23 protein-coding genes are annotated in these 23921 nt (G+C 41.4%); 11 read left to right on the top strand and 12 right to left on the bottom strand.

The genetic code is table 11. The features are described 5' to 3' along the window. Positions 1–12: 12 nt before the first annotated feature. The 3 genes from FM038_RS14270 to FM038_RS14260 all read right to left on the bottom strand — a co-directional run bounded on the left by FM038_RS14270 (position 13) and on the right by FM038_RS14260 (position 4123). Entirely contained in the window at positions 13–1281 is a 1269-nt protein-coding gene (locus tag FM038_RS14270) for a serine hydrolase domain-containing protein (RefSeq protein ID WP_142874047.1), read from the bottom strand. Between the two features lie 421 nt (positions 1282–1702). Then, positions 1703–2257, bottom strand: a complete 555-nt coding sequence (locus tag FM038_RS14265; RefSeq protein WP_142874046.1) for a hypothetical protein — start codon at positions 2255–2257, stop codon at positions 1703–1705. A 489-nt stretch (positions 2258–2746) separates the two neighbouring features. Further along, the gene (locus tag FM038_RS14260) at positions 2747–4123 is read right to left on the bottom strand and encodes a GntP family permease (RefSeq protein ID WP_142874045.1); all 1377 of its coding nucleotides are present in this window, start codon (positions 4121–4123) and stop codon (positions 2747–2749) included. A 164-nt stretch (positions 4124–4287) separates the two neighbouring features. On the opposite strand from FM038_RS14260, the gene FM038_RS14255 reads away from it, so the two are divergent. Beyond that, on the top strand, positions 4288–4806 hold the full coding sequence (locus tag FM038_RS14255; RefSeq protein ID WP_142874043.1) for a gluconokinase: 519 nt from the start codon (positions 4288–4290) through the stop codon (positions 4804–4806). A gap of 1 nt (position 4807) precedes the next feature. Here FM038_RS14255 and FM038_RS14250 read toward each other — a convergent pair whose 3' ends face one another. Beyond that, a complete protein-coding gene (locus FM038_RS14250; RefSeq protein WP_195873056.1) occupies positions 4808–5662 on the bottom strand; it encodes a universal stress protein in 855 nt (284 codons plus the stop codon). Between the two features lie 339 nt (positions 5663–6001). On the opposite strand from FM038_RS14250, the gene FM038_RS14245 reads away from it, so the two are divergent. The 9 genes from FM038_RS14245 to FM038_RS14205 are packed head-to-tail and all read left to right on the top strand — an operon-like array spanning position 6002 to position 13562. Continuing rightward, entirely contained in the window at positions 6002–6478 is a 477-nt protein-coding gene (locus FM038_RS14245) for a Na+/H+ antiporter subunit E (RefSeq protein WP_142874041.1), read from the top strand. Next, on the top strand, positions 6472–6771 hold the full coding sequence (locus FM038_RS14240) for an MrpF/PhaF family protein (protein ID WP_142874040.1): 300 nt from the start codon (positions 6472–6474) through the stop codon (positions 6769–6771). Before FM038_RS14245 ends, FM038_RS14240 begins: the two co-directional genes overlap by 7 nt. After that, positions 6761–7135, top strand: coding sequence for a monovalent cation/H(+) antiporter subunit G (mnhG, locus tag FM038_RS14235; protein ID WP_142874039.1), 375 nt, complete (start codon positions 6761–6763; stop codon positions 7133–7135). The genes FM038_RS14240 and mnhG overlap by 11 nt, the downstream gene beginning before the upstream one ends. Positions 7136–7146: 11 nt before the next feature. Beyond that, on the top strand, positions 7147–8121 hold the full coding sequence (locus tag FM038_RS14230) for a Na(+)/H(+) antiporter subunit B (RefSeq protein ID WP_336512782.1): 975 nt from the start codon (positions 7147–7149) through the stop codon (positions 8119–8121). 32 nt (positions 8122–8153) lie between these two features. Continuing rightward, complete coding sequence (locus tag FM038_RS14225; RefSeq protein ID WP_142874037.1) at positions 8154–8546, top strand: cation:proton antiporter subunit C; 393 nt, start codon at positions 8154–8156, stop codon at positions 8544–8546. Further along, complete coding sequence (locus FM038_RS14220; protein ID WP_142874035.1) at positions 8546–10036, top strand: monovalent cation/H+ antiporter subunit D family protein; 1491 nt, start codon at positions 8546–8548, stop codon at positions 10034–10036. Before FM038_RS14225 ends, FM038_RS14220 begins: the two co-directional genes overlap by 1 nt. Continuing rightward, complete coding sequence (locus tag FM038_RS14215; protein ID WP_142874034.1) at positions 10033–11526, top strand: proton-conducting transporter transmembrane domain-containing protein; 1494 nt, start codon at positions 10033–10035, stop codon at positions 11524–11526. Before FM038_RS14220 ends, FM038_RS14215 begins: the two co-directional genes overlap by 4 nt. A 10-nt stretch (positions 11527–11536) precedes the next feature. Then, complete coding sequence (locus tag FM038_RS14210) at positions 11537–11875, top strand: hypothetical protein (RefSeq protein WP_185965837.1); 339 nt, start codon at positions 11537–11539, stop codon at positions 11873–11875. Continuing rightward, positions 11862–13562 carry a Na(+)/H(+) antiporter subunit D gene (locus tag FM038_RS14205; RefSeq protein WP_142874100.1) on the top strand — a complete coding sequence of 567 codons (1701 nt, stop codon included), beginning with the start codon at positions 11862–11864 and terminating at the stop codon, positions 13560–13562. Before FM038_RS14210 ends, FM038_RS14205 begins: the two co-directional genes overlap by 14 nt. Positions 13563–13595: 33 nt before the next feature. On the opposite strand, the gene FM038_RS14200 is transcribed toward FM038_RS14205, so the two are convergent. Continuing rightward, positions 13596–14156, bottom strand: a complete 561-nt coding sequence (locus tag FM038_RS14200; RefSeq protein ID WP_142874033.1) for a TetR/AcrR family transcriptional regulator — start codon at positions 14154–14156, stop codon at positions 13596–13598. A gap of 161 nt (positions 14157–14317) precedes the next feature. On the opposite strand from FM038_RS14200, the gene FM038_RS14195 reads away from it, so the two are divergent. After that, positions 14318–14881 (top strand): dihydrofolate reductase family protein, encoded by a 564-nt coding sequence (locus FM038_RS14195; protein ID WP_142874032.1) that lies wholly within the window; start codon positions 14318–14320, stop codon positions 14879–14881. Positions 14882–14898: 17 nt separating this feature from the next. Here the strand turns inward: FM038_RS14195 and FM038_RS14190 are convergent, their stop codons facing one another. The 7 genes from FM038_RS14190 to purM form a co-directional block, all read right to left on the bottom strand. Continuing rightward, complete coding sequence (locus FM038_RS14190; protein ID WP_142874031.1) at positions 14899–15303, bottom strand: nucleotide triphosphate diphosphatase NUDT15; 405 nt, start codon at positions 15301–15303, stop codon at positions 14899–14901. Between the two features lie 368 nt (positions 15304–15671). Next, positions 15672–18542 carry an ankyrin repeat domain-containing protein gene (locus FM038_RS14185; RefSeq protein WP_142874030.1) on the bottom strand — a complete coding sequence of 957 codons (2871 nt, stop codon included), beginning with the start codon at positions 18540–18542 and terminating at the stop codon, positions 15672–15674. Positions 18543–19387: 845 nt separating this feature from the next. Next, a complete protein-coding gene (locus FM038_RS14180) occupies positions 19388–20248 on the bottom strand; it encodes a TolB-like translocation protein (protein ID WP_142874029.1) in 861 nt (286 codons plus the stop codon). A 176-nt stretch (positions 20249–20424) separates the two neighbouring features. Next, complete coding sequence (locus FM038_RS14175) at positions 20425–21429, bottom strand: LacI family DNA-binding transcriptional regulator (RefSeq protein WP_142874028.1); 1005 nt, start codon at positions 21427–21429, stop codon at positions 20425–20427. A 94-nt stretch (positions 21430–21523) separates the two neighbouring features. Further along, positions 21524–21811 carry an antirestriction protein gene (locus FM038_RS14170; protein ID WP_142874027.1) on the bottom strand — a complete coding sequence of 96 codons (288 nt, stop codon included), beginning with the start codon at positions 21809–21811 and terminating at the stop codon, positions 21524–21526. Positions 21812–22089: 278 nt separating this feature from the next. Next, complete coding sequence (gene purN, locus FM038_RS14165) at positions 22090–22734, bottom strand: phosphoribosylglycinamide formyltransferase (RefSeq protein WP_142874026.1); 645 nt, start codon at positions 22732–22734, stop codon at positions 22090–22092. Further along, positions 22734–23771, bottom strand: a complete 1038-nt coding sequence (purM, locus tag FM038_RS14160; protein WP_142874025.1) for a phosphoribosylformylglycinamidine cyclo-ligase — start codon at positions 23769–23771, stop codon at positions 22734–22736. The genes purN and purM overlap by 1 nt, the downstream gene beginning before the upstream one ends. Positions 23772–23921 lie beyond the last annotated feature (150 nt).

Raw genomic sequence — 23921 nt, 5'->3', positions numbered from 1 at the left:
CTCTTAAGTTATTTAGTTGATAGCTTCTAATAACGTAGGTACAACACCGAGGAATGTTAGCGCAACAGTTCGTTTAGCTTGCATTTCGTCTTGAGCTGCGTTGAGGTGGAAAACGATCCCCGTCGATGGTTCACCGATAGTCACTTGACCGTGGATCCCTACAAAAGCCAAGAACTTATGACCTCTGATATCGAAAGTTCTTATTTGGTCTTTGTACCAGCCATTAGTCGCCATTTTAGATTCAGAGCCATTAGTCCAAGCTGTGCGAACCTTGTCATTGCCAGCTAGTAAGCTATCAACGAACGATTTAGGCACGATTTGATCGCCATTACGGTTTTTACCATCGTTTACTAGTACGTCCATCATGATTGCAATATCTCGTGGTGTAACATTCAACCCACCACTACCAACAGCTTCACCCGTTGAGTTAGACATAAACTTAGCCTTGTTGCCAAAACCAACTTTCTTCCATAAACGGTTTTCCATGGCTTCAGTTAATGGCTTGTCAGTTACACGTGCTATGATCATTCCAAGCATTTCAGTGTTTATATCTTGATAGTCGTACATTTCACCTTTAGCATAATCAGTACGAACATCGACTAGCTTAGCGTAATCTATGATAGACCTAAGCTCTGGATACAGGTTTTTGCCATTCCATTCTTGGACGTTAGACATTCTTTCATCCCAGTTACGACCTGGACTAAATATGATTTTGATACCACTTCTCATATCAGCAACTTCTTGGACTGTTGCTTTAGCGAATGAAGGACTTGCTTTAAGTTCAGGTAAATAGTCAGTGATTAGCGAATTCATGTTTACTTTACCTTCAGCTACCAATGTCTGAAGAGTAATAGAGGTGAACGACTTTGTAACAGACATTTGTAAGTGCGTTGAGTCTTTGTCCATTCCGGACCAGTAATACTCATCGATTAATTTACCGTTTTTGAGAATAACCAATGCTTCAGTATTAAGACGATCACGAAGTAATTCATCCATAGGTAAAGCACCATCTAAGTCATAACCCTGAACGTTTGAAAGATTAAAACCTTTAGCTTCACCTAAATCGTGAATAAACGAACCCTGTTCAAGTTCAACATAATGAGTAAAGCGATATGCGTTTTGCATTACTAGTTTAGCGTTCTTGCCATGATCCCAATTAGCTTGAGTGATACCAACTTTACCAACAGCCTCTAAAAACGCTTGGTCTGGTGTATGAAACGTCGTTGCTTGAGCAAACGAAGTCGTGAGTAAAACGGATAAAACGGTCATTAACTTTTTCATAAATCCTCTACTTTTAGCAAATTAGTAAATTGAGTTTATTACTGTGTGCATATGCTTTATCTATTGCCACATATGCTTCACATCTGTCGGTTTGCGCTCTTGATGTGTATCAATGAGGTTATTGTTTCACCAAAACTCTTTTAAACCATTATTAGTAGTCCTAGTAGCTCGTAGTAAAGGTCAAGCCGAAGCTTGGGTTTTAATTATTGCTGGTGTTTGTTGTAGAAGGGGAATTCGAGGCGAGTCTGTTGTACCGATTTTTACGTTTTAACTGGATAGTTAGTGAGGATAACCAAAGGTGTTTAGCTAACGAAATATAAGTCGTATAAAACCATATTTACGGTGATCACTATAAATTGTGTTGGGAGGTGTTTATAATGATTATAATTGGTGACGTTAACGATGTTGAAAAAGCCGACCTTTAAGTGGCTAAAAACGTTTTCGTTAGTGAGAGCTTTATATATAATTTTAAGAATACAAACCTTCTTCTGAGAGATGACTTTTTAGTCGGGTTTTTAAGAATGTTTTTAAGATAGTATTTTAAATACTTTCTGTCTCTAGTTAAAGAATAATAGTCTTCTGGTACTTTACCTGTTGAAATAAATGAATTGACAACGGTAGATAACATACCCATATGTTTTAAAGCTCTTGGTATACGGTGCCCCACACCATATAAAGGAACATGGGTAACCTGACATGTAAATCGTTTTACATGTTTTACGTCACATGGTGAGAGTGGGTCATATATTATTGTTAGCGGAACCTTACATATAGAAGCATCATTATATTCGGAATTCCAGTTTTCATGGACACATGCGGCTTTACTTTTACTTTCCCAAGGAGCTATTTTTTTGCAGAATGTGCTTTGAGGCATAAGAAGTAAACAAGTATCGACATGTAAGTCATTAGCATATAAAGCAGATGCAAACCCACCTAAGCTTATTCCGTAGCCTATTTTAGTTTTGAATAAACTCAACTATTTTGACAATTGTTGAATAAAACCTATGAAATCAGCGGATCTATAATAAGTATTTTTCAAATGGATAAAAGAGATCACGTTGTAACCTGACTTATCAAGAAAATCAAAGGTACCTATTGAACCGTTCCATTCTTTAATATTTGGTGTCGTTAAACCACTGCACATGGCTTCAAAAGTAATGATTAGAGGTTTACTGGTATCTTTAAGGTGATACTGCATGTACACAGAATCACATACTGCAGTAGACACTGTTTGGTTAAAGGTTAGGTGTATGGTCACTTTAAGCCGAAATGATCAGAATATCGAGTACATATATGGTATCTAAATAATGCTTTAAACGCTAGCTCTCTTAAATTCAATGTTGTTTATCATTGTAGAATAAGTGTACTAAGCTCTAAGTGTTAGATGCGTCGAAAGTCGAAATTATTTATAGATCGGAACATCCCTGTTTGAATCTATTTAGTTATTCTAAAGTAAGGCTCTTGCTTAAAGCAGCATGCTGAGCAGGGCGACTATGATAAAGGCAATGGTGCCCAGAAGGGTTTCCATCACAGTCCAGGTTTTCAGGGTGGTTTTCTCATCCATCTCCATAAGACGTGATACTAGCCAGAAGCCCGAGTCATTAAAATGTGACAATACGGTAGCGCCGCCTGCGATAGCGATAACGATAAAACACAGATCCAGCTCAGATAAACCAGAGGTCGCAGCGACGACGGGGGCTATCAATGCCGCTGTCGTGGTCAGGGCCACTGTGGCTGACCCTTGAGCGACGCGAAGACAGGTTGCGATAACAAAGGCAGCCAGAATCACAGGCATGCCAGTATCGGAGAGGGCACCAGCCAGTGCATCGCCAATACCGCTTGCACGAAGCACACCACCAAACATGCCGCCAGCACCAGTCACCAGAATAACCGCGCAGATAGGGGCCAATGAATCACCGCAGAGCTTCTCAAGTTTTGTCATGCCGAAATCTTTGGCGAAGATAATAAGACAGACTAACAAGGTGATCATCAAGGCAATTGGGGTTTTACCTAACATCCTTAGAAATTCTACTAAGGGCGATGAGCTATCTAGCATGCCAGCTACAGCAAGTGTATTAAGGCCCGTATCCAGAAATATCAGCACGAGCGGTAACAGCAAGATACTTATTACAGTCGAGAATTTTGGCAGTCTTGACTCATCTATGATGGTGTCTGTGTTGAAGAAGGCTTTAGACAAGGGAATATTAAATTTCTTGCCGGCATATTGGCCAAACAGATAAGCGCCGATATACCAGGTGGGTATCGCTACCGAAATACCGACAAAAAGTAGCAAGCCTATGTTAGCGCCTAATAAGTCTGCTGCAGCAACCGGGCCAGGGTGAGGGGGCACAAAGCCATGCATGACGGCAAATGCCCCAGCTGATGGCAGGGCATATTTAAGCGGTGAGCCACCAAAGCGAGCGGCGACACTCAAGATGATGGGCATCATCACAATCAGGCCAGCGTCGAAGAAGATGGGAAAGCCAAACAGCAAGGATGCGATACCTAAGGCGAGTGGCGCATTTTTCTCACCAAAACGTCCAACCAGCTTATCGGCCAATACCTTAGCACCGCCTGTCACTTCCAATATCTTGCCTATCATGGCGCCGAGACCAACAAGCAAGGCGACAGATGCCAAGGTGCCACCAAACCCACTCATCATAGTCGGTACAACGTCTTCAGATGATACACCGGTGACGATGGCGGTCGCGAAGCTCACTAGGGTAAGAGAGATAAAAGCATGGATTTTTAATTTAATGATTAAGATCAGCAATGCAACGATAGCGAGCACCGCGACACTAAGTAGAAATGTTGGATCTGCTGTTTGAGCCATCAGGTTCATAATGATACCTATCTCATGTAAGGGGTAAGTTTGTTTGTGTTTTAGTTCACAAATCTCTTGGTTACGGGTAACATGTTACCCGTAACACTACTTGTGTAAAGTACTATTTTTAATCCGAATAGCAAAATGTCATCTTGGGTCACTCTGAAGGTTGAGGAAGTTATATGCTTGGTAAAAGTATTATCGTTATGGGTGTTTGTGGTTGCGGAAAAAGCACTGTGGGAAGTCAGATAGCCGAAAAATTAGGTGCAAAGTTTATCGATGGTGACGATCTGCATCCCAAGAAAAATATCATCAAGATGGCGAAGGGTGAGCCGTTAAATGATCAGGATAGAGGACCTTGGCTGGAAAGGATCAGAGATGCCGCATACAGCATAGAAGCCAAGAACGAAGTCGGGATTATCGTCTGCTCTGCGCTGAAGAAAAATTATCGCGATATCATTCGTGATGGCAATCAAAATGTCTATTTTGTGCATCTGCATGGTGATATGGCGCTGATTTTGGACCGAATGCGTCAGCGAAAGGGGCATTTTATGAAAGAGAGCATGGTCATCAGTCAGTTCAACACTTTAGAAGATCCACAATTGGAATCAAAAGTGATGCTGGTGAATATAGATGGCTCTCAAACAGAGGTTATCAACCGCGCTATGGCTGCATTACATACAACAGGCCTATTACTTTAGTTTAAGTGTTTACTTGAGGAGCGCCTAAAATCAAACAATCGGTCCGTAAATTATGCATGACTTTTTCTGCAGTATTGCCCAACAAAAAACCGCTCACGCCTTCGCGGCCAATAGTACCCATAACAACTAAATCAGAGTGCAGCTCATTTGCGACATGTGGAATGGTTCTAACGGGGGGGCCAGCTATAATATGACTAGTCACTGACTTCAGATCAAACTGATCTAATAAGCTGTCCATCTTTTGTTGAGCAGCACAAGCATCGTCTTGTTTGACAGTATACTTATCTACAATACCAAGCTCTAACAATGAGTTAGCAACAGGAATGCTGTACATGGCATGTAGCTCTGTATGGGTCACTTGTGACCAAACTTTGCCCCAGCTCAGCGTTAGGCTGTTAAGTTCTTGATGCATTATTTCGTTTTCTGACAAATCTACAGTTAGCAAAATGTTGGCTTTACTTTTCCATTTTACATGAGAAGCAATGAGTATTGGGCAAGGTAGGTGTCGTATTAATTGCCAGTCGCAAGGAGTATGAAACAATGATTCACTACGGTGTCCAGTTTTGATCACCAGGTCGACAGCTGTCTGCTGACAACGAGTGACGACCCAGTCGGCGATGTTATCACTATAAATGACTTGGCTAGTGATTTCTGAAGTATCATCAAAAACCTTATTGACTGTAGAACTGAGTGAGTCTTTTAGCTGTTCTATAGAGGTATCTAATTGGTCTTTGTTGTGAAGAAACTTAATGACCTCCACCGAAGCATCAAAGGGGTGAATAATATCTCGAGCTTTCTCTAGGGGAAGTAAATCATCACTTTTGATATTTGTTATCACCAAAACGTGTTTTTTCATGATTCAAACTCCTCTTTCACCCATATTCTTTGTTTGCTATCGCAACTAAAAGATCGCAGTAGCAATACAGTTTTTTAAAACTCAGTCATAAAACGCAAGTGACAATTTGTACGTTTAGTCATAAGTATAAGATTGAAAATCAGAGAGGCACCCAGATTATCAGCTAGTATTAATGTAATTAAAGAGCATGGTTTTGTGGTTGTCAATTGCCTATATATGCCAACTAAAGATGATTTAGGTGAGAGTTGCTGGTCTTTTACAAGCTATTGTAAACGGCTTTACTGGCGTTAATTAGCGTAGAAAGGTGACATTAATAAGGTTTTAGTACAGGTTGTTCATATGAGACATACACTCAGTTTATCTCTGACGTTGACCACTTTTTGGGTGTTAATGTCGGGTCACAGTTCTGTTTTGATGCTGTTTCTTGGAGCTGTGTCTATTACTTGTGTTCTATACATAGCACACAGGATGGATGTGGTTGATCATGAGTCTCAGCCAATCCATCTTTCACGTAATATTTTTGGTTACTTTTTATGGTTTTTCAAAGAATTGGTTGTAGCTAACATTGCTGTGGTCAAAAGTATCTGGTTAGGAAATACTTCAATTTCACCTGTTTTAGTCACAATAAAATCGAACCAAGTTACTGATATTGGAAAAGTGATTTATGCAAACTCCATCACCATGACCCCAGGAACAGTGACAGTAGATATCGTTGGTAATCTTCTTACTGTTCATGCTTTGTTTCAACACAATGTGGAAGTGTTAAACACTGGTGACATGGATCGACGAGTGTGCGATTTGGAAAGGAAATGTTGATTGCAGCAACGCTTGCCGTGCTCGTCGTTATGATTTTAGCGATCATTCGAGCGATTAAAGGACCAACACTTTATGACCGAATTCTGGCGGTCAATATGTTTGGCACCAAAACCGTACTCTTACTGTCTTTACTCGGTTTTGTCATGGGGCGTCCAGAATTTCTCGATATTGCAATCGTGTATGTACTGATTAATTTTATTAGCGTAATAGCAATATTGCGTTATTCAGATAGCTTCAAGTTGAAAGATTTTGAGATTGAGCCTTCAGATAAAGGAGGCAAAAATGACGTTTGACACGATAACTCTCTTTAGCTTTGTCAGTGCTATTTTTTTGTTGATTGGGAGTTTTTTATGTATATCAGGGGGCGTTGGTATTCTCAGGTTTCCTGACTTTTATACCCGAATGCATGCAGTCGGAGTCACGGATACGCTTGCTGCCGCGATGATTTTACTAGGTTTAATATTACAGAGCCCAAACAGTTTAGTTTTGATAAAGCTGCTGATTATTCTTGTGGTGACACTATTTATCAATCCTTCAGCAAGCCATGCATTAGCCAAAACTGCGATTCATAATGGGTTAATGCCTATGGTGATTAAACATAATCACGACAAGGTGATACTTGCTGAAAAGGAGGGTAAGTCATCGAATCGGTCATAAACTTCGTTTTATTGGCATTGCTTGTTGTTATTGCAATCGAGATAGCGCGGCTGAAAGATTTATTTGCTGTAGTCATGCTAACAGGGATATATGGTCTAATCTCTGCGAGTTTTTTTGTTGTGATGGATGCCGTTGATGTGGCATTTACAGAGGCATCTGTCGGCGCAGGGATCTCCACATTATTGATGTTAGTGGTAATTAGTTTGACCCAGCGCTCTGAGCATCCCGTTCGCCATAGACCAGTTGTGGCATTACTTGTGGTTATGTTCACTGGCAGCATGTTGATTTACGGTACTTTTGATATGCCTTATATAGGAGAGGGAGATGCGCCCATTCACATTCACATCGCGCCAAGGTATCTCAAGGATTCGATGCAAGAAGTTGGTGTGGTTAATGTGGTCACAGCGGTGCTTGCAAGTTATAGAGCTTTCGATACTTTTGGTGAATTGGTTGTCATTTTCACTGCTGGGGTAGGGGTATCAGCGCTATTGATGACAGCAGGTCGCCGAGACGATAAAAAACCAGTGGGATCCATAAATGACTCGATGCACAAACAACATCTAGTTTTACGTATCGTAAGCAAAATAATGCTGCCATTTATCATGTTATTTGCGCTGTATGTACAGTTTCATGGTGATTATGGTCCTGGTGGTGGGTTTCAGGCCGGGGTGATTTTTGCTGCGGCAATTATTTTGTATACCTTAATATTTGGTTTAACGAGTGCACGCCGTGTCATAAATCAAACCACGAGCCAGCTGGTTGCTGCTTTTGGAGTTCTATTATATGGCAGTGTTGGACTTGTATCTTTATTAAATGGAGGGAACTTCCTTGATTACAATGTGTTAGCTTCCAATCCAATTAGTGGTCAACATTTGGGTATTTTATTGATTGAGCTGGGAGTTGGCATTACTGTTGCGTCGGTCATGATCACCATCTTTTTTAATTTTGCAGGCAGACAAGTGTTTCAAAAAAATAAGGATACTTAAGCGTCAGACAAGGATAGAAGGGGGGCTGTGTTATGTTGATGGGTCTATTTAATAATTGGGTTGTTGTCGTCTTGATGATGATAGGGCTTTATATTGTGATTGCTCATGGCAACTTAATCAAAAAAATTGTCGGTCTAACCATCTTCCAAACTTCAGTTTTTATCTTTTATATTAGTATGGCCAAAGTGGACGGAGGTACCGCACCGATCTTAATGGCTAACGTTACCAAATATGCTAACCCACTTCCCCATGTTTTAATTCTTACAGCGATTGTGGTTGGCATTGCCACTATGGCTCTAGCGCTCGCTTTGACTGTCCGTATCAAGGAAGCTTATAACAGTATCGAAGAAGAAAGTATTCAAGAGCAGAATACAAAGCAAGCGTCTGAGCTAGATGAACTTGACCCCAGAAGCGATAAATACTGATGCTAGCACATTTGCCTATTTTACAAGTGATAGTCCCGCTCATAGGTGCACCTGTTTGCGTGTTATTGAGTCGAGCGAGTTTAGTATGGCTGTTTGCGTTAGTGGTGAGTGGTTTATCTTTTATCATCAGCGCCTTACTTCTTCAGCAAGTGCTGATGTCAGGCACCATTATTTATGAATTGGGAGGCTGGGATGCCCCATGGGGGATCGAGTACCGTATAGACAGGCTAAATGCCTTGTTGCTGTTGATCATCTCAGCAATCAGTACGCTAGTTTTACTTGCCGCTCAAACCAGTATTAACAAAGAAATCCCAGCAGAAAAACATACCCAATTCTATATCTTGTACCTACTATCTCTAACCGGCATGCTGGGGGTTGTTGTCACTGGTGATGCGTTTAACGTATTCGTTTTTCTCGAAATATCCTCACTGTCTTCCTATGCATTGATTGCCCTTGGCAGGGATAGGCGTGCACTTTGGGCTGCCTATCAATATTTAATTTTGGGGACTATCGGTGCCACATTTATCCTGATTGGTATTGGTCTTATGTACCAAATGACAGGGACGTTAAATATGGCGGACCTTGCTGCTCGCTTGCCTGAAGTCGCTCAAACTAAAACGGTATTAACAGCTTTTGCTTTTGTTATAACTGGGGTTTGTTTGAAATTAGCTTTATTTCCACTACATCTTTGGCTACCAAACGCTTATACCTATGCGCCGTCGATAGTGACGGCTTTCTTCGCGGCAACGGCTACAAAAGTGGCCTTCTATTTATTGATCCGTTTTACCTATTCGGTGTTTGGTGTCTCTTTCTCTTTTACTGCGTTACCGCTGCAATTTTTATTTATGACACTGGGGCTGTTGGGGATTTTTGTAGCCTCAATTGCAGCTATTTATCAGACTAATGTTAAACAAATTTTTGCTTATTCGAGCATTGCACAAATTGGCTATATGGTCATTGGCTTCAGTATCAGTAGTGTCACAGGTTTAACAGCCGCTTTATTGCATATATTTAATCACGCATTAATGAAGGGGGCGCTTTTTTTAGCCTTAGGGGCAGTGGTATACCGTATTGGTAGTGTGCAAATAAGCCAATTCCAAGGCATAGGGCAGCAAATGCCGTTTACTATGGCGGCGATACTTGTTGCTGGTTTAAGTCTAATCGGTATGCCGTTGACGGTTGGGTTTGTGAGTAAATGGTATTTACTCAGTGCGTTAATAGAAAAAGGCTGGTGGCCAGCTGCTCTGCTTATTTTGATTGCTTCATTGTTGACGCTTGTTTATGTATGGAGAATCGTTGAAGTGGCATATTTTAAGCCACCTCTTTCTACGCATAGCACAGTGAATGAAGCGCCTTTGGCTTTTTTGATCCCTATCTGGCTATTAGTCATAGCGAATATCTATTTCGGTATCGATACACGTTTAAGCGTCGAGGTTGCACATTCAGCCTCTGAAAGTCTGCTTCAAGCTCAGGGGCTGGTGATACCATGAGTCTGTCTTTGGAGACGATGCTGCAGCTGTGCATTATATTACCCCTGCTCGCCACAATACTAATAGCCCTAACTGGCCATAAGCCTAACCTGCGTGAGGCAGTTTCTATTGGTATGGGTTTAGTTGTTCTTTATTGTGTGATTAAGTTATATCACGGCATGACTCAGGGCGAACAAATAAACGTTTCTTGGTGGGAGTTGATGCCAGGTCTAACACTCAGTTTCTCAATAGAACCACTGGGGATCTTATTTGCACTGCTCACCAGCTTCCTGTGGATAATTACAACCATTTATTCCATTGGCTATATGCGGAGCCACCATGAGAAAAATCAAACCCGATTTTATGGTTATTTTTCTGTTGCCATTGGGACGGTAATGGGAGTTGCTTTTGCAGCCAACTTATTCACTCTGTTTATTTTCTATGAACTGTTAACGTTATCAACTTATCCATTAGTGTCACATTCGGGGACTGAGAATGCGAAAAAAGCAGGGCGGATCTATTTGGGGCTTTTGTTAAGCACCTCAATAGTCTTTTTTTTATTGGCAATTGTCTGTACCTGGCTGGTGGCAGGAACGCTCGATTTTACTCATGGTGGGGTCTTTGACCCTAGTGTCAATAAGGTGCTAGCGGGTGGAGTGTTAGTGCTATTTTTATTTGGGATAGGCAAAGCCGCAATCATGCCTTTTCATCTATGGCTACCAGCCGCTATGGTTGCACCAACACCTGTGAGTGCATTACTTCATGCTGTTGCTGTCGTCAAAGCCGGTGTATTTGCAGTATTGAAAGTCTGTGTGCTTATTTTTGGCTTGGACTTGTTAGCTATTTTGCCTACAACTCAGTTTCTACTTTACATTGTGGGTGTTACCGTTTTTATCGCCTCTATCATAGCAATGCGCCAAGATAACTTAAAAGCAAGATTGGCATATTCTACGATCAGTCAATTGGGCTATGTCACTATCGGGGCGCTGATAGCGACATCATCAGGGGTGATAGGTAGTGCCATGCATATTGTTATGCATGCCTTTGGCAAAATCACCCTATTTTTCTGCGCAGGGGCAATACTAGTTACTACACAAAAATCAAATGTCAGTGAAATGCACGGCCTTGGAAAACAGATGCCACTCACTATGGCAGCTTTTTTTATTGCCAGTCTTAGTATCATTGGCGTACCACCTACTGGCGGAAGTTGGAGCAAGTGGTACTTGCTGCTGGGAACGGTGGAATCTGAGCAGTTTATTTTAATGCTGGTGTTGTTGCTTAGCTCTTTGATGAATATCGCCTATCTATTACCTATACCTTTTAACGCTTTTTTCTCTCACTCTTTATCTCATCAACAGCTTGATTCACGTAACACGTTAAGTACTTTTCAATTAAAAGAAGCGCCGCCAGCTGCACTTATCGCTATAGGTATAACTACAGTCGGTTGTTTATTGTTGTTTATTTATCCGCAACCTATATTCGACTTGGCAAGGTCCATTTTGGAACCCTAAGGAGTTGCAGGTGGGAAGTAAAAAAAAGCACATCTTTGATGAGGTTAAAAACGTCAAGCGACTATTAAATTGCCTTTATGTTTGTTGTGCGCTGTTGCTGATTTTAGATTTTGTTATTCATCGTCATGTGAGTCATCACTGGGAGCGTCTATGGGCTTTTTATCCTATTTATGGTTTCTTGGGGTGCGTTGTTCTGGTATTGGTAGCCAGCTGGATGCGTCGTTTGTTAATGCGTGGGCAAGATTACTATAATGATGAAGGTATTGATTATAATTCCAAAAATAAAGGGAGGAGACAAGACTTAAGCCAGCATAGGGCAAAAGAGGAGGGGCATGATGTGGATGCTTGAAATACCTCCATTTGTACCATTTTTTATTAGTGCATTAATTGCATTAGCAACGCGGGGTTTTTTGCGTGCTGTGATAATGACCATTATCCCGGTCATTAGTATGCTGCAACTATGGACTGTGCCTGAAGGCATCCATCTTCAATTTACCTTTCTGAGCTTTGAGCTGATCCCTTATCGAGTGGATAAATTGAGCCTGATGTTTGGTTATATTTTTCATATCGCAGCCTTTATCGCCATTATATATTCCCTGCATGTACGAGACACTAGTCAGCAAGTCGCCGCTATGATGTATGCCGGTAGCGGTTTAGGCGCTGTTTTTGCTGGTGACTTGATCACCTTATTTGTTTTTTGGGAGTTGCTAGCCTTTACTTCGGTTTTTCTTATTTTGGCACGTAGAACGCGGCGAGCTTATGCAGCCGCCATGCGTTATTTAATCATTCAGGTTTTGTCTGGAGTACTTCTGTTAATTGGTGCCGTCTTTTATTTTGCTGACAATGCAACGCTTGAGTTTGCTTATCTTGGCTTGGATGGTATTGCTGGCTGGCTAATATTTATCGCCTTTGGGATTAAATGTGCTTTTCCTTTGGCACACAATTGGCTTACCGATGCCTATCCTGAAGCAACAGTGACTGGTACTGTTTTTCTTAGCGCTTTTACCACAAAAGTTGCGGTGTACGCATTAGCTAGAGGTTACCCAGGGACTGAGTTATTGGTCTATATCGGTGCGGTTATGACCTGTTTTCCGATTTTCTTTGCTGTAATTGAAAATGACTTACGCCGAGTATTAGCCTATAGCCTGATCAACCAGTTAGGTTTTATGGTCGTCGGAATTGGTATTGGTACGGCGTTGGCTATCAACGGCGCCGTCTCACATGCATTCAATGATGTTATTTTTAAAGGCCTTTTATTTATGTCGATGGGAGCGGTATTGCATAAGACTGGTCGCATTAATGGCTCAGATCTAGGTGGGCTTTATAAATCTATGCCCAAAACCACAGTATTATGCATGGTCGGTGCAGCATCTATCTCGGCATTTCCACTTTTTAACGGTTTTGTGAGTAAGTCAATGGTGATGTCAGCAGCCTTAGAAAACGGCTATGATTGGATATGGTTAATACTTTTGTTTGCCTCTGCAGGTGTATTTCACCATGCTGGTATTAAAATTCCCTACTTTGCCTTTTTTGCTCATGACTCTGGCATTCGTACCAGTGACCCTTCCAACAATATGATACTGGCGATGCTGATTGCAGCTGGCTTGTGTATCGCTATCGGTATTTACCCAGCAGCTTTATATTCTCTATTACCTTACGAGACTGGCTATAACCCCTATGACGCCACCCATGTACTGGCACAAACTCAATTATTATTTTTTTCTGCATTAGCTTTTGTTTGGTTGAACCTGAGAGGCCTCTATCCGCCAGAACGCCCCTCTACCAACTTGGATTTCGATTGGGTTTATCGACGGTTGTTCCCGACGATATTGAGATCAATATTTGCAACGATTTGGAAAATGGACAAAAAATTACGTCAGCGAGTTATCAATGAAATAGAGAGTAATTTTGTTTTTATGTCAAAAAAATATAGCCTGTTGACTGATTTACTATCAAGGGGCTATCCGCTGGGTAGTATGGTTTTGTGGTTGGTTATAGTACTAACTTGCTATGTATTTCTAAGTGTTATTTACTGATTAATGACATTTATCTAGATTCATTTATCCATACTAAACATTCTCTAACGCAATACAGTAAAGGTTAAGCGGACCTGACATCATATCAATATTTAGCTCAATATTCGTCTGGTTATTGTTTAACGCTAACGCATATCCATGCAGGTAATCAACCAGCAAACACAGCGCATTAATACTTGCCTCTTGCTCAAGGTTGAGGGGTTTAATCACATCATTGAAGCGTTCGCTAAACACTTGAGAAGGGCCTAAAGCATCCATAGAAAGCAGTGTTTCAAGCAGCCCAGGGTAGCTATCAAGTAATGTCAGGTAACTGCTAGATAACTTTGTTAGCTCAAGCTTCCAGTCACTATTAATCTCTGGCTGATAAATATCTGATATTAATGATATTGTAATCGCTTCTAGCAGGGCATTTTTATTATCAAAATAATAATAAATTGCCATGGCGTCGATATTTAAGCTCGATGCTAGCTTTCGAATGCTGGGGACTTTCCCCGCCTCTTGCATCAAAGATTTTGCCTTGTCTAAGATTGATTGTGCTGTTAACTGACTCGTTGAACCTGCCGGACGTCCTCTTTTTTTATGCTTGACAATCATCTTTCTCACTCGCTAAAATTACACTTATTCTACGCTGTAGAATAAGTGTAATTGATCGTCGCCCGAATGCCAATAGCTAGCAAGTGTGCGCTAGTGTTTATTCAAAACTAGACTGAGCTTAATTGAAGCGCGTACTAATAGAATTAAGAAGAGAGTCAAAAATGAAGTGTTCAGTGTTTATTGCAACCAGTGTCGATGGTTTTATTGCTAAAAATGATGGCAATGTGGATTGGCTACATACTGCAGGAAACCTAGAAGCTGATATGGGGGAGCATGCAGATATGGGCATGACTGAATATATGGCATCTGTTGATTGTATGATCATAGGCCGAAAATGCATGGAGATGATTTCAAGCATGAACTTAACAGCGGAGCAATGGCCCTACGGTGACACGCGGATTATCGTGCTTAGTAACACATTGAAATATGCGCCTGATAATATTAAGGATAAGGTTGAGCTCTACTCAGGTGATCTCAATACATTGATATCTAGACTTGAAACAGAGGGGCATCGACATGCTTATATCGATGGCGGTACAACGATCCAAGCATTTATTAACCTTCAATTAATCAATGAGATGACCATTACACGTGCCCCAGTGTTATTAGGTGAGGGGATTGCACTGTTTGGAAAAACCTTTAAAGATATCAAGCTCGAACAAGCACAAGCGATTGCTTACCCCAATGGCTTTGTGCAGGAAAAGTACAGGGTTAATTATCTATAGCCAACTATTTCAGCTAACTATTTCAAATTTGGATTTTCTTGCAGTAGGTTGATTAGCGGCAGGAAGAGTGGCTGAGGCAGGTCGTCTAATGCGCACCATTGCCACTGCAGGCATTTATCCGACTCTCTAATTTCAGGCTCGCCATCTTCGCAGCTCGCCACTACAAATAGGGTGATATAGTGCTTTTCTTCAGCTTCAAAAATGTCATTGGTGAATCCAAGTTTTGTGATGGCGCCGACCTTTAATCCTGTCTCTTCTAAAGTTTCGCGTCTTGCACAGTCTTCGATACTTTCACCCATCTCTAAGTGACCTCCGGGCGTAGCCCAAGTATGTGCGCCATGTGCGCCAATACGTTCCCCTAATAAGATGCGATTATTCCTAAAAATAATCACCCCAACACCAACACGTACTTCTTTATTCATGGTTTTAATCTCACAATTAGCGCTATCTTCAGGTGATAGCAATTTCTAAATGATACCTGTTTTGATGACTCCTTGTCGTGGTCAGCCATACCTACACCTGCTCATCTGTCTCTTCGATTAGAGTTTGCTGAAACTCTAAGTCATTTTTGGATATAAATGAGTTAGTTCAACCGCTCTAGTAAGCCCTACAGTGATTATAAAAAGTATCCTAGTTTATTTGAAGTACCTAATATGCTGCGCCCTTTGCTATCCAGAAAAATACAAAATTTGACCCCAAAGCCTTTCAAGGCGGGTGCTATGCTAGCAAGTTCAACCTAGTGTGTAGTTATTGAACCACTGTAACTTTACTTGAAATAACTTAGAGGTAATCATTTCTTAAAATGTCCATCACCAAAGTAAGTCCCGACTCCTGTTCTCCACTTTTCAACTTTAAAGTATAAGTCTTCACTTTCATCGACATACTTATTGATATTAGGAACATACAATTGATCATCACGTCCTGATTGAGCTGGCCCACTTGATATCAACTGTATATTTTCAAGATTCATTAAATTATTAAAAGCAATATTGGGTTCAGTAAATGCAACCTGATAATCGCCATAACCATAGAAATCCAATGTAGGGAAAGAGTTAACAATTAGCTTAGGTCGATTTATATCCTCATCACTTATTATGATCTGTGAATTAGAAATAATCTTAAATTTTGTATAGATTGGTTTACCAATTACGCTTCGAATGTTAGAAGATATATACCGATTATCGTTAGCATTTGAATGCCATTCTCGATGAATCTTCGTAAGAGCAGTAAAGTCAACCTTGCTAGTGTCGGAAACTACTCCATCATTGACAATAAAGTCACTTTTCTTGCTACCGACTTCCGATACTTTCCACAATACATTTCCAGATAATATGATCGTATAAGACTTATCCAAGTCAAACTCTATATCGACCTCTGTACTAACATTTGCAGCCTGTACATATACCAACTTATCTTTCTCTGGTAGTAACTTAGAACTAAGAGAGCTACAAACCTGCCCTTCAAAGGCAAAGGCTTCACCTATAGAAGTATCACTTTTATAGGTAGACATAGAGTAACCATTTTCTAGCTCAGTTAACTCCTTGAACGTTAATGTGAACTTGTTCCTTTCAATTTTAAAGGATTCATTAGTAGAGTAAACGCTTTCAACATCTGAGATAACTTGCTCCATAGGCTTCTTATGTAAGAAATGGAACGCTTTCCCCCTCTTATATACAGCTTCAAAATCAGTACTATTTGATTTACAGGCAAACTCAGCTTTATCACGCTTAGTAAATCGATTTACGATAGCGTTAGACCGTGATTTTGTTGGGTAGGCTTGATAAGACTTAACAAGGTACTCTAAAGAGTTTTGACGACAGTACCGCCTTCCATCAAACTTTAATCCATAGCGACCAGCGCCCTCGCAGGCAAGCCCAATATTGAAGTAAGCTGAAGCTTTCTGTTTGTCAGAGGCCTTCTTTGATTCAATAATTTTTGTAGACGCCTGAATTGATCTCTGCTTATCTTTCAGTTTTAATGACGTTAAAGCAAAATTGTTAATCGCTCTAATATTTCCATTATCAACCTGTATCGCCTCTTTGAACTTGTCATTAGCTGCTGTTATTTTTCCTTCACCATAGAGCTTTTCACCTTTCAGATTAAGCTCTGCAGTCAGGTTAGCAAGCTCATCTTTTCCTGGTAGCTTTAAAGATTGATTAATTTCAGCTTTGTCATCATCAGTTAAGCTCTCATTATCAAACCGTGTAAGCCAATCTATCGGATACTCAATAGTACTCGGGCGATTATGCCCATTTCTGACGTCAAAAAACTTAGAGGCCCCATTATCAATAAGCAACTGAATTAACCCTTTACTGGAATACCTAACAGCATAATGAAGCGGTGACATATTAGAGGTTCTCAAGGTATAGCCACAGTTATCGTTTGGAATGATCGTACCTGTATTTACCTCAGCCCCCGCTTCAATAAGTAACCTTGCAGAGTCAAAACCATCATACTGGGCAGCATACATTAACGGTGTCTTATCAAAGACGTTTTGACTGTTTGGATCGAACCCAGAACCTAACAAATATGACATAGCTTTAGGGTGCTTTACGGCCACATTTAGAATACTTTCATTTATCTTGAACCAGCCTTTGTTATCAAAAGATCTATCGATACCAGATATATCAATCTTTCTTATCTCCTCAAGCGGTCTTTTCTGTAATATTGCCCTTCTTAAATCTGCTTCCTCCGAGGTATTAAAAGGCATGTAACGATAGAATCGAATTCCTGAGCTAATGGCAGATTTAAGGGCGTAATCTGCAATTTCATCAGCCTCTTCCTCTTTCCATTGAAAGTGTTTTTGATAAAACTTACTAAGATGATTTGTTGCCGTGGCAAGTTTAATTTTATATTGATTGAAAGCATCAAACTCACTTAGCCCTTGCAGTGACCAAAGCTCTAAATTCTTAAGATCAATTTCATAGGTAGAATCGTCATAACGCTTTTCTGTCTTAGGTTTTTGTCTAGGGGCATATAGAAGCTTTTCAAATTCATCATCAATTTTACTTGACCAGCGCCAGTGAGTATCCATAGAGCCACAGCTACTACCAGCCCCTCTTCGCAAGCCTCCAATCAGTCCACGTAGCTCTGACAGTGAGGCCTGCACCTCGCTATAGTCACTCTTTACCTTCAGTATTTGCTCTGGAGAAGGCGCTTTGATGACCGAGCATTCATGGTGCCAGTTAGCATTCTCTGTCAGTTTATACAGTTGATTTAAGTCTTTACCTGGTAAAAATAGATAGTAGCTTCCGTCATCAGAAGACAGAAAGTGGAAATTTCTTGCAGAGGGGGATTCATCTAATAAGGTGCGGTAATATTTGTAATCTGCTCTTCTATCAGGAAATGGTTCATTTGAAGCTAACAGTTGATATCGCTCGCATGCTCCTCCACAACCACTGTGAGTATAAGAATATAAATGGACTGTTTTCCCATTTATTTGAACGTCATCGGTTCGTTGAGTACTCATCTTTGATGAGGGATATATTTGAAAAATACTTCCGTTCCATATCTGTTTCGTTTGAAGAAGCAGATCTTCGCAAATAGGAGCATTGTTCACGATTAGCTCAGGTTTAAACCATGATTTTGAAAAATCTACAGCTTCTGCGGAAAGAGAAGCTAGCAAACTCAAAAGAATAAGAAAACAGCGATTGATTTTCATTCGACACCTTGTAGGTTTCACTAAAAGTCCATTTTACCTTTTGCCAAGCAATGCTTATCTAACAACCATATCTATCAGTAATGCATTGAATAACAACGAGTGTGTAACAATAATGACATACTACTTGATGCTTAAAGAAGCTTTATATGCAAAACCTCATTAAGTTAACAGTAAACACCTGTTAACTTTGATTGATGTTTGGTGAAACTAGATATACTTGCTAGCAGCCTTATGGCGACAAAAGCTTGAGTCATACTCTGTCTGTTTTTTAGCTTAATTGCCTTAAAGTCCAGATTAGAGGTAGCACAAAGTTACACAGATTCGGGGGCAGGTTTTGTATTTTGCACCTCACATTAGCTAAGTTATCGTAAAAGCGATAAACAGGATGTAAACAAATTTCTTCCCTAGCTAACTATGGGGCAATAATGAGTCACAAACTCAGCCCTGAGTTACCAAAACTACAATCGAAGAGATATAAACGGGTGTAGATACGGCTGCGGACGTTGATGGCAGGGATGCCATCGTCGAGCCCACACGGATGTGCTTGCGGCGTTTCGCAGAAGTAACTACACATGCCTCGCCGGCAAGGCGGTAGATTGCAATGAAGGGTCGACCTTCAAACCCACTTCCAAGTATCAAAGATGCCACAACCCAATCAGAAAATGTAACCAACCTTCATTTGAAGGCAGGCTAACTTTGGGGGTAAGCAGTTAGATTATCCAAAACGAAGCTAGACGCTACAACCAGCCACCGTTGAGAGTTGCCGCAGTGTGCAGACTTAGCGGGGCATGGATGCCCCATTGTAGTCGTTAGACCGTTCACCTATGTGGAATGGAGTTCACGACTTACTCTGTCCTTAGCTCTTCAATGATTTTTGCATCTGCCCAATAGATATCAACATTGCCGTCATCATCAATCCCTCTGTTAAACAGGATGAATTTTCCGTCAGGTGTCACGCTAGCGTAGGCGTCCCATTTGTCAGAATTGATATCTTCACCCATGTTGATCGCAGGACCCCAACTACCGTCTGTTTGGCGAAAACTGATATAGAGATCTGAGTTACCAAATCCTTCAGGTCGTTCACTGTCCCAGATGAGGTAACTTTCATCAGGTGCAATGAAAGGGTGGGCGGTCCATTTACCTGTATTGAAATTGGAGCTCATCTTTTGTGGCTTAGTTCGTTTACCGTTCTGGATCCTTGAGATACGAAGAACATCGCCGCTTTTATAATCGTCGAATACATAGGTCTCTTTTTCAGAAGCAGATAGGCGCATAATGCCCCAATCTTCTCTATCAAACATAGGTCCAAGGGTTTGGCGCTCTGACCAACCATCGCCTAACCGATCTTTATAGCCATCAGCCATATGCATACGTTTGCCGTCTGGGGAAAATGTTACTTCACCTTGCCGAGGGAACTCAAGGTACTTGGTCCACACGTTATTGTGTTCACGGAAGCCGATAACGATAATTTTTTTGCCGTCTGCACCTCTTGTTGTGTAATAGAACTCGCTCATTCCCGGTGCAAATACACCTTCAATTTCCCATCCCTCTTTAGAAATAGTACCTGGTGCGAACGGCTCAGCTACTAGCCCTGGTGGTTTCTGCCCCATATAAGGACCTGTTAAAACTGGGGGCTTGTCTTGACTAAAGCTGCTACTGCTCATCAAGTAAGAGAGCAGTAGCGCAATTGAGATAAAGCGTTTCATTTAGAACTCCATTTCAGGTTACCACGCTAGCAGCACCCTTTTTATTGTTATAGCAACGCCCAAGAGATGTTGACCTCAAGGTGCGTCAATAAGCCTAAAATAGAGAAGTTTTTTCACCAAAGCCATCGTACATCTGTAACAAAACAATACCGCGTGCATAATGACTTATAAAGTCATCACAAACTTCCACCTGCTGAGATACTGTAGCCAAGATCGTAAACCTTCTGCTCTGATGGAACACCTGTTAAAGCACTAATAATCAACTCGGCACTTTTTTTGCCAATCTCATAGCGAGGGGAGTCGATGCTGGTTAGCGCTGGGCTCATCACTGTACCTATGTTTAAGGCGTTGTTGCCTACTATGCTTAACTGCTTTGGCACCTCGATACCTTTTTGCTGTGCAGCCATCATGATCCCGACGGCAATATCATCATTGGTACAAAAGGCGCCATCTAAACCTGGGTGCTGTTTAAGTGCTTGTTCGAGTAGGCTTGCGCCTATTGAAAAGCTTGAGTGCTCCTTTGTCAGTACATAGATGGGTTTATGACCCATAGCTTCTACTGCTTGTGTGTAACCTTGCATTCTGAGTTTGGTGCGGCTGTCTAGACGCGCACCGAAGTAGGCTATCTGTTTTTTACCTGATTTGAGCATTTGGGTGACAATTTTATACGCCGCTTCATGGTGATCTAAGCCTACGGCCATATCAATGGGCGTTTGAGGTAACTCCATGGCTTCAACAACAGGAATACCTGCTGTACGTATCATCTGTAAGGTACGTGCTGTGTGTGAGGTTTCCGTGAGAATGAGTCCATCAACTTGATAAGAGAGTAGGGATGCGACCTTAGCCTCTTCTTCTAATTCACTGTAACCAAAGTGAGCGATGAGCGTTTCATAGCCATGGGCTTTAGTGATCTCTTCTATACCTTGGGTAAAGCGTGCGAAAACTTGATTAGACAGTGAAGGCAATAAGATGCCGATGGCTTTACTCGATGATTTTGACAGCATAGTGGGTGCACGATTCTGAATATAGCCAGTCGCTTCAATTTCTGTGGCAATTTTCTGTTGAGTTTTCGTGGCCACAGAGCTTGGGTCGCGTAAATAACGAGAAACCGTCATCTTAGTGATGCCAATTTTATCGGCGATATCTTGAAGGGTTGGTCTTGGTTTCTGCGATGAATTCATACACATGCTCACTTTAATGTTACAGGTAACATTAACATCAAAATATCTCTGGATCTATTGATAATGAAGGAGCTTGTTGAACCTTGCTAGTGACTTAATCAACCAAACGCATCACTAAATTGGCTTCAAATGTTTCAATGCCCAGTGCATGGCAATTATCTACAAGATATCGTTTAGTATCATGAAAATGATAACGAAAGAATTGCGCTAATCGCTTATCTTCGATTTCATACATCTTTATCGCCCAATGATTGAGTACGAGCAGGCTGATGTAGGCGCCGAATGCGCGAGGAGAAAGTTGAGTATCTATATCACGACAGTTGATGTTGTAACTATGGCTTGAATCTGGATATACAATGAAATAATAACCTTGGTTGGCCAAGCATCTCCAATTAACTCTTGTGTAGTGGTTGCAACTACTCTCTGCGAACTCACTAAAACTCTTGATCAGCCTGATGTGCATCATGCCAGGTAAAGCTTTATCGAATTTTGAAAACATAGGTCTTTGTTGTCAGGTAAAACAGAATTGAATATTAACTAAAAAGTACTAACCAAAGGTCATTAAGGAGATTAGTATCATTTGATATGCTATTAAAAAGGGCGCTGAATATTATTCAGCGCCCTTCTAATCGGCTAGCTTGATCTTGATAAGCTTAGTGCTTAGTCAGCAGCGTAGCCCGCTTCGGCGAGACGTATATCGTCGAGATAAGCACAACCATCTGCCATTTTAAGTCGATTCTGGCCAAACCATTTCACGACCATAGGGTAGATGGCATGTTCTTGCTGATGAACACGTTCAGCGAGAGTATCAAGAGTATCTTCAGCATATACGGGCACTTTAGCCTGTAATATGACCGGACCGGCATCAAGCTCTGGTGTCACAAAGTGAACACTTGCGCCGTGTTCTTTGTCCTTAGCATCAATAGCACGTTGATGAGTATTCAATCCTGTGTACTTAGGCAGTAGAGAAGGATGGATATTGATCATCTTTCCTTCAAAGCCTTGTACAAACTCATCGCTGAGAATACGCATAAAGCCAGCTAAGACAATCAGATCTGGCTGATATCTGTCTATGGCAAGCTTTAAGCGAGCATCATATTCGGGACGAGACTCATCTTTACGCACAATCACGCAACTCGTATCAATTTCGTTATGGTGGGCGCGGATTAAACCGTAAGCATCTGGTTTATTACTAATAACGCCTATCACTTCGGCGTCAAGATGGTCATCACAACCATCAATAATCGCCTGTAAGTTACTGCCATTACCCGAGATTAATACTAAAACGCGACAGTTTGGAGACATTACAGGATCTCCACTTGCTCTTCGTCACCATCGCGCTTAGCAATGCTACCGATTAACCAAGCTTTTTCGCCTTCAGCATTGAGAAGCTCAAGAGCGGCTTCTACTTTTTCAGTGGGTAGTGCGACAACCATGCCAACACCGCAGTTGAATGTACGATACATTTCAAATTCTGCGATATTACCGTTTTCCATTATCCAATTGAAAACGGTGGGCCATTGCCATGAATCACCCTTTATGACGGCTTTGCAGTCATCAGGAAGGACACGTGGAATATTTTCCCAGAAGCCGCCACCAGTAATGTGTGCCATTGCATGGACTTCAGTTTGTTCAAGTAGCTTGAGCAGCGACTTAACATAGATCTTTGTTGGTTCAAGAAGATGGTCGATAAGCGGCTTACCTTCAAGATCATCTTGAGGATTTGCCTTGCTGACTTCAAGAACCTTACGGATCAAGGAGAAACCATTTGAATGAGGGCCGCTAGCACCTAATGCAATAAGCGAGTCTCCGGCAACCACTTTCGTGCCGTCGATGATGTCTGCTTTTTCTACCACACCGACACAAAAACCGGCTAGGTCATAATCGTCACCTTCATACATACCTGGCATTTCGGCGGTTTCACCACCAATAAGTGCACAGCCTGATTGTACACAACCTTCGGCAATGCCCTTAACCACAGCAGTCGCTGCAGCAACGTCGAGTTTGCCCGTTGCATAGTAATCAAGGAAGAATAGTGGTTCGGCGCCAGACACGATTAAATCGTTAGAACACATGGCAACAAGGTCGATACCAACGGTATCGTGTTTCTTGTAATCGATTGCCAGTCTTAATTTGGTGCCTACACCATCAGTACCAGAAACTAGCACAGGGTGTTTGTACTTAGTGGGTAACTCACAAAGAGCACCAAATCCACCTAGGTTGCCCATAACTTCTGGACGGTGGGTACGTTTCACGGCAGTTTTTATATTATCAACTAGTGCATTTCCGGCGTCGATATCGACACCTGCATCTTTATAGCTAAGCTGTGTAGGAGTGCTCACGAAGATCCTCTCGGGTACAGAATGATTATTGGATTTTATGCGGCGCCATTCTACCAGTTTGTTTCAGGCCTCGAAAGCGAAGATTTGGCTATTTAACCCTGACATGGGTCACGATTTATCGTGTTTTTAAAACTTTATGTTTTCGAATGC

It is taken from the genome of Shewanella eurypsychrophilus, from assembly GCF_007004545.3.
GTDB lineage: Bacteria > Pseudomonadota > Gammaproteobacteria > Enterobacterales > Shewanellaceae > Shewanella > Shewanella eurypsychrophilus.
Note: the sequence above shows the minus strand (reverse complement) of the source record. Positions and strands in the feature narration are given on the sequence as shown.

Bases quoted from the DNA above. Each gene is read 5' to 3' on its own strand.
- FM038_RS14260 (WP_142874045.1), bottom strand. From the start codon at position 4,123: ATGAACCTGATGGCTCAAACAGCAGATCCAACATTTCTACTTAGTGTC.
- FM038_RS14220 (WP_142874035.1), top strand. From the start codon at position 8,546: ATGCTAGCACATTTGCCTATTTTACAAGTGATAGTCCCGCTCATAGGT.
- FM038_RS14175 (WP_142874028.1), bottom strand. From the start codon at position 21,429: ATGAATTCATCGCAGAAACCAAGACCAACCCTTCAAGATATCGCCGAT.
- FM038_RS14200 (WP_142874033.1), bottom strand. From the start codon at position 14,156: ATGATTGTCAAGCATAAAAAAAGAGGACGTCCGGCAGGTTCAACGAGT.
- FM038_RS14255 (WP_142874043.1), top strand. From the start codon at position 4,288: ATGCTTGGTAAAAGTATTATCGTTATGGGTGTTTGTGGTTGCGGAAAA.
- FM038_RS14190 (WP_142874031.1), bottom strand. From the start codon at position 15,303: ATGAATAAAGAAGTACGTGTTGGTGTTGGGGTGATTATTTTTAGGAAT.
- FM038_RS14245 (WP_142874041.1), top strand. From the start codon at position 6,002: ATGAGACATACACTCAGTTTATCTCTGACGTTGACCACTTTTTGGGTG.
- FM038_RS14270 (WP_142874047.1), bottom strand. From the start codon at position 1,281: ATGAAAAAGTTAATGACCGTTTTATCCGTTTTACTCACGACTTCGTTT.
- FM038_RS14215 (WP_142874034.1), top strand. From the start codon at position 10,033: ATGAGTCTGTCTTTGGAGACGATGCTGCAGCTGTGCATTATATTACCC.
- FM038_RS14185 (WP_142874030.1), bottom strand. From the start codon at position 18,542: ATGAAAATCAATCGCTGTTTTCTTATTCTTTTGAGTTTGCTAGCTTCT.
- purN (WP_142874026.1), bottom strand. From the start codon at position 22,734: ATGTCTCCAAACTGTCGCGTTTTAGTATTAATCTCGGGTAATGGCAGT.
- FM038_RS14250 (WP_195873056.1), bottom strand. From the start codon at position 5,662: ATGAAAAAACACGTTTTGGTGATAACAAATATCAAAAGTGATGATTTA.
- FM038_RS14240 (WP_142874040.1), top strand. From the start codon at position 6,472: ATGTTGATTGCAGCAACGCTTGCCGTGCTCGTCGTTATGATTTTAGCG.
- mnhG (WP_142874039.1), top strand. From the start codon at position 6,761: ATGACGTTTGACACGATAACTCTCTTTAGCTTTGTCAGTGCTATTTTT.
- FM038_RS14205 (WP_142874100.1), top strand. From the start codon at position 11,862: ATGTGGATGCTTGAAATACCTCCATTTGTACCATTTTTTATTAGTGCA.
- FM038_RS14195 (WP_142874032.1), top strand. From the start codon at position 14,318: ATGAAGTGTTCAGTGTTTATTGCAACCAGTGTCGATGGTTTTATTGCT.
- FM038_RS14225 (WP_142874037.1), top strand. From the start codon at position 8,154: ATGTTGATGGGTCTATTTAATAATTGGGTTGTTGTCGTCTTGATGATG.
- FM038_RS14180 (WP_142874029.1), bottom strand. From the start codon at position 20,248: ATGAAACGCTTTATCTCAATTGCGCTACTGCTCTCTTACTTGATGAGC.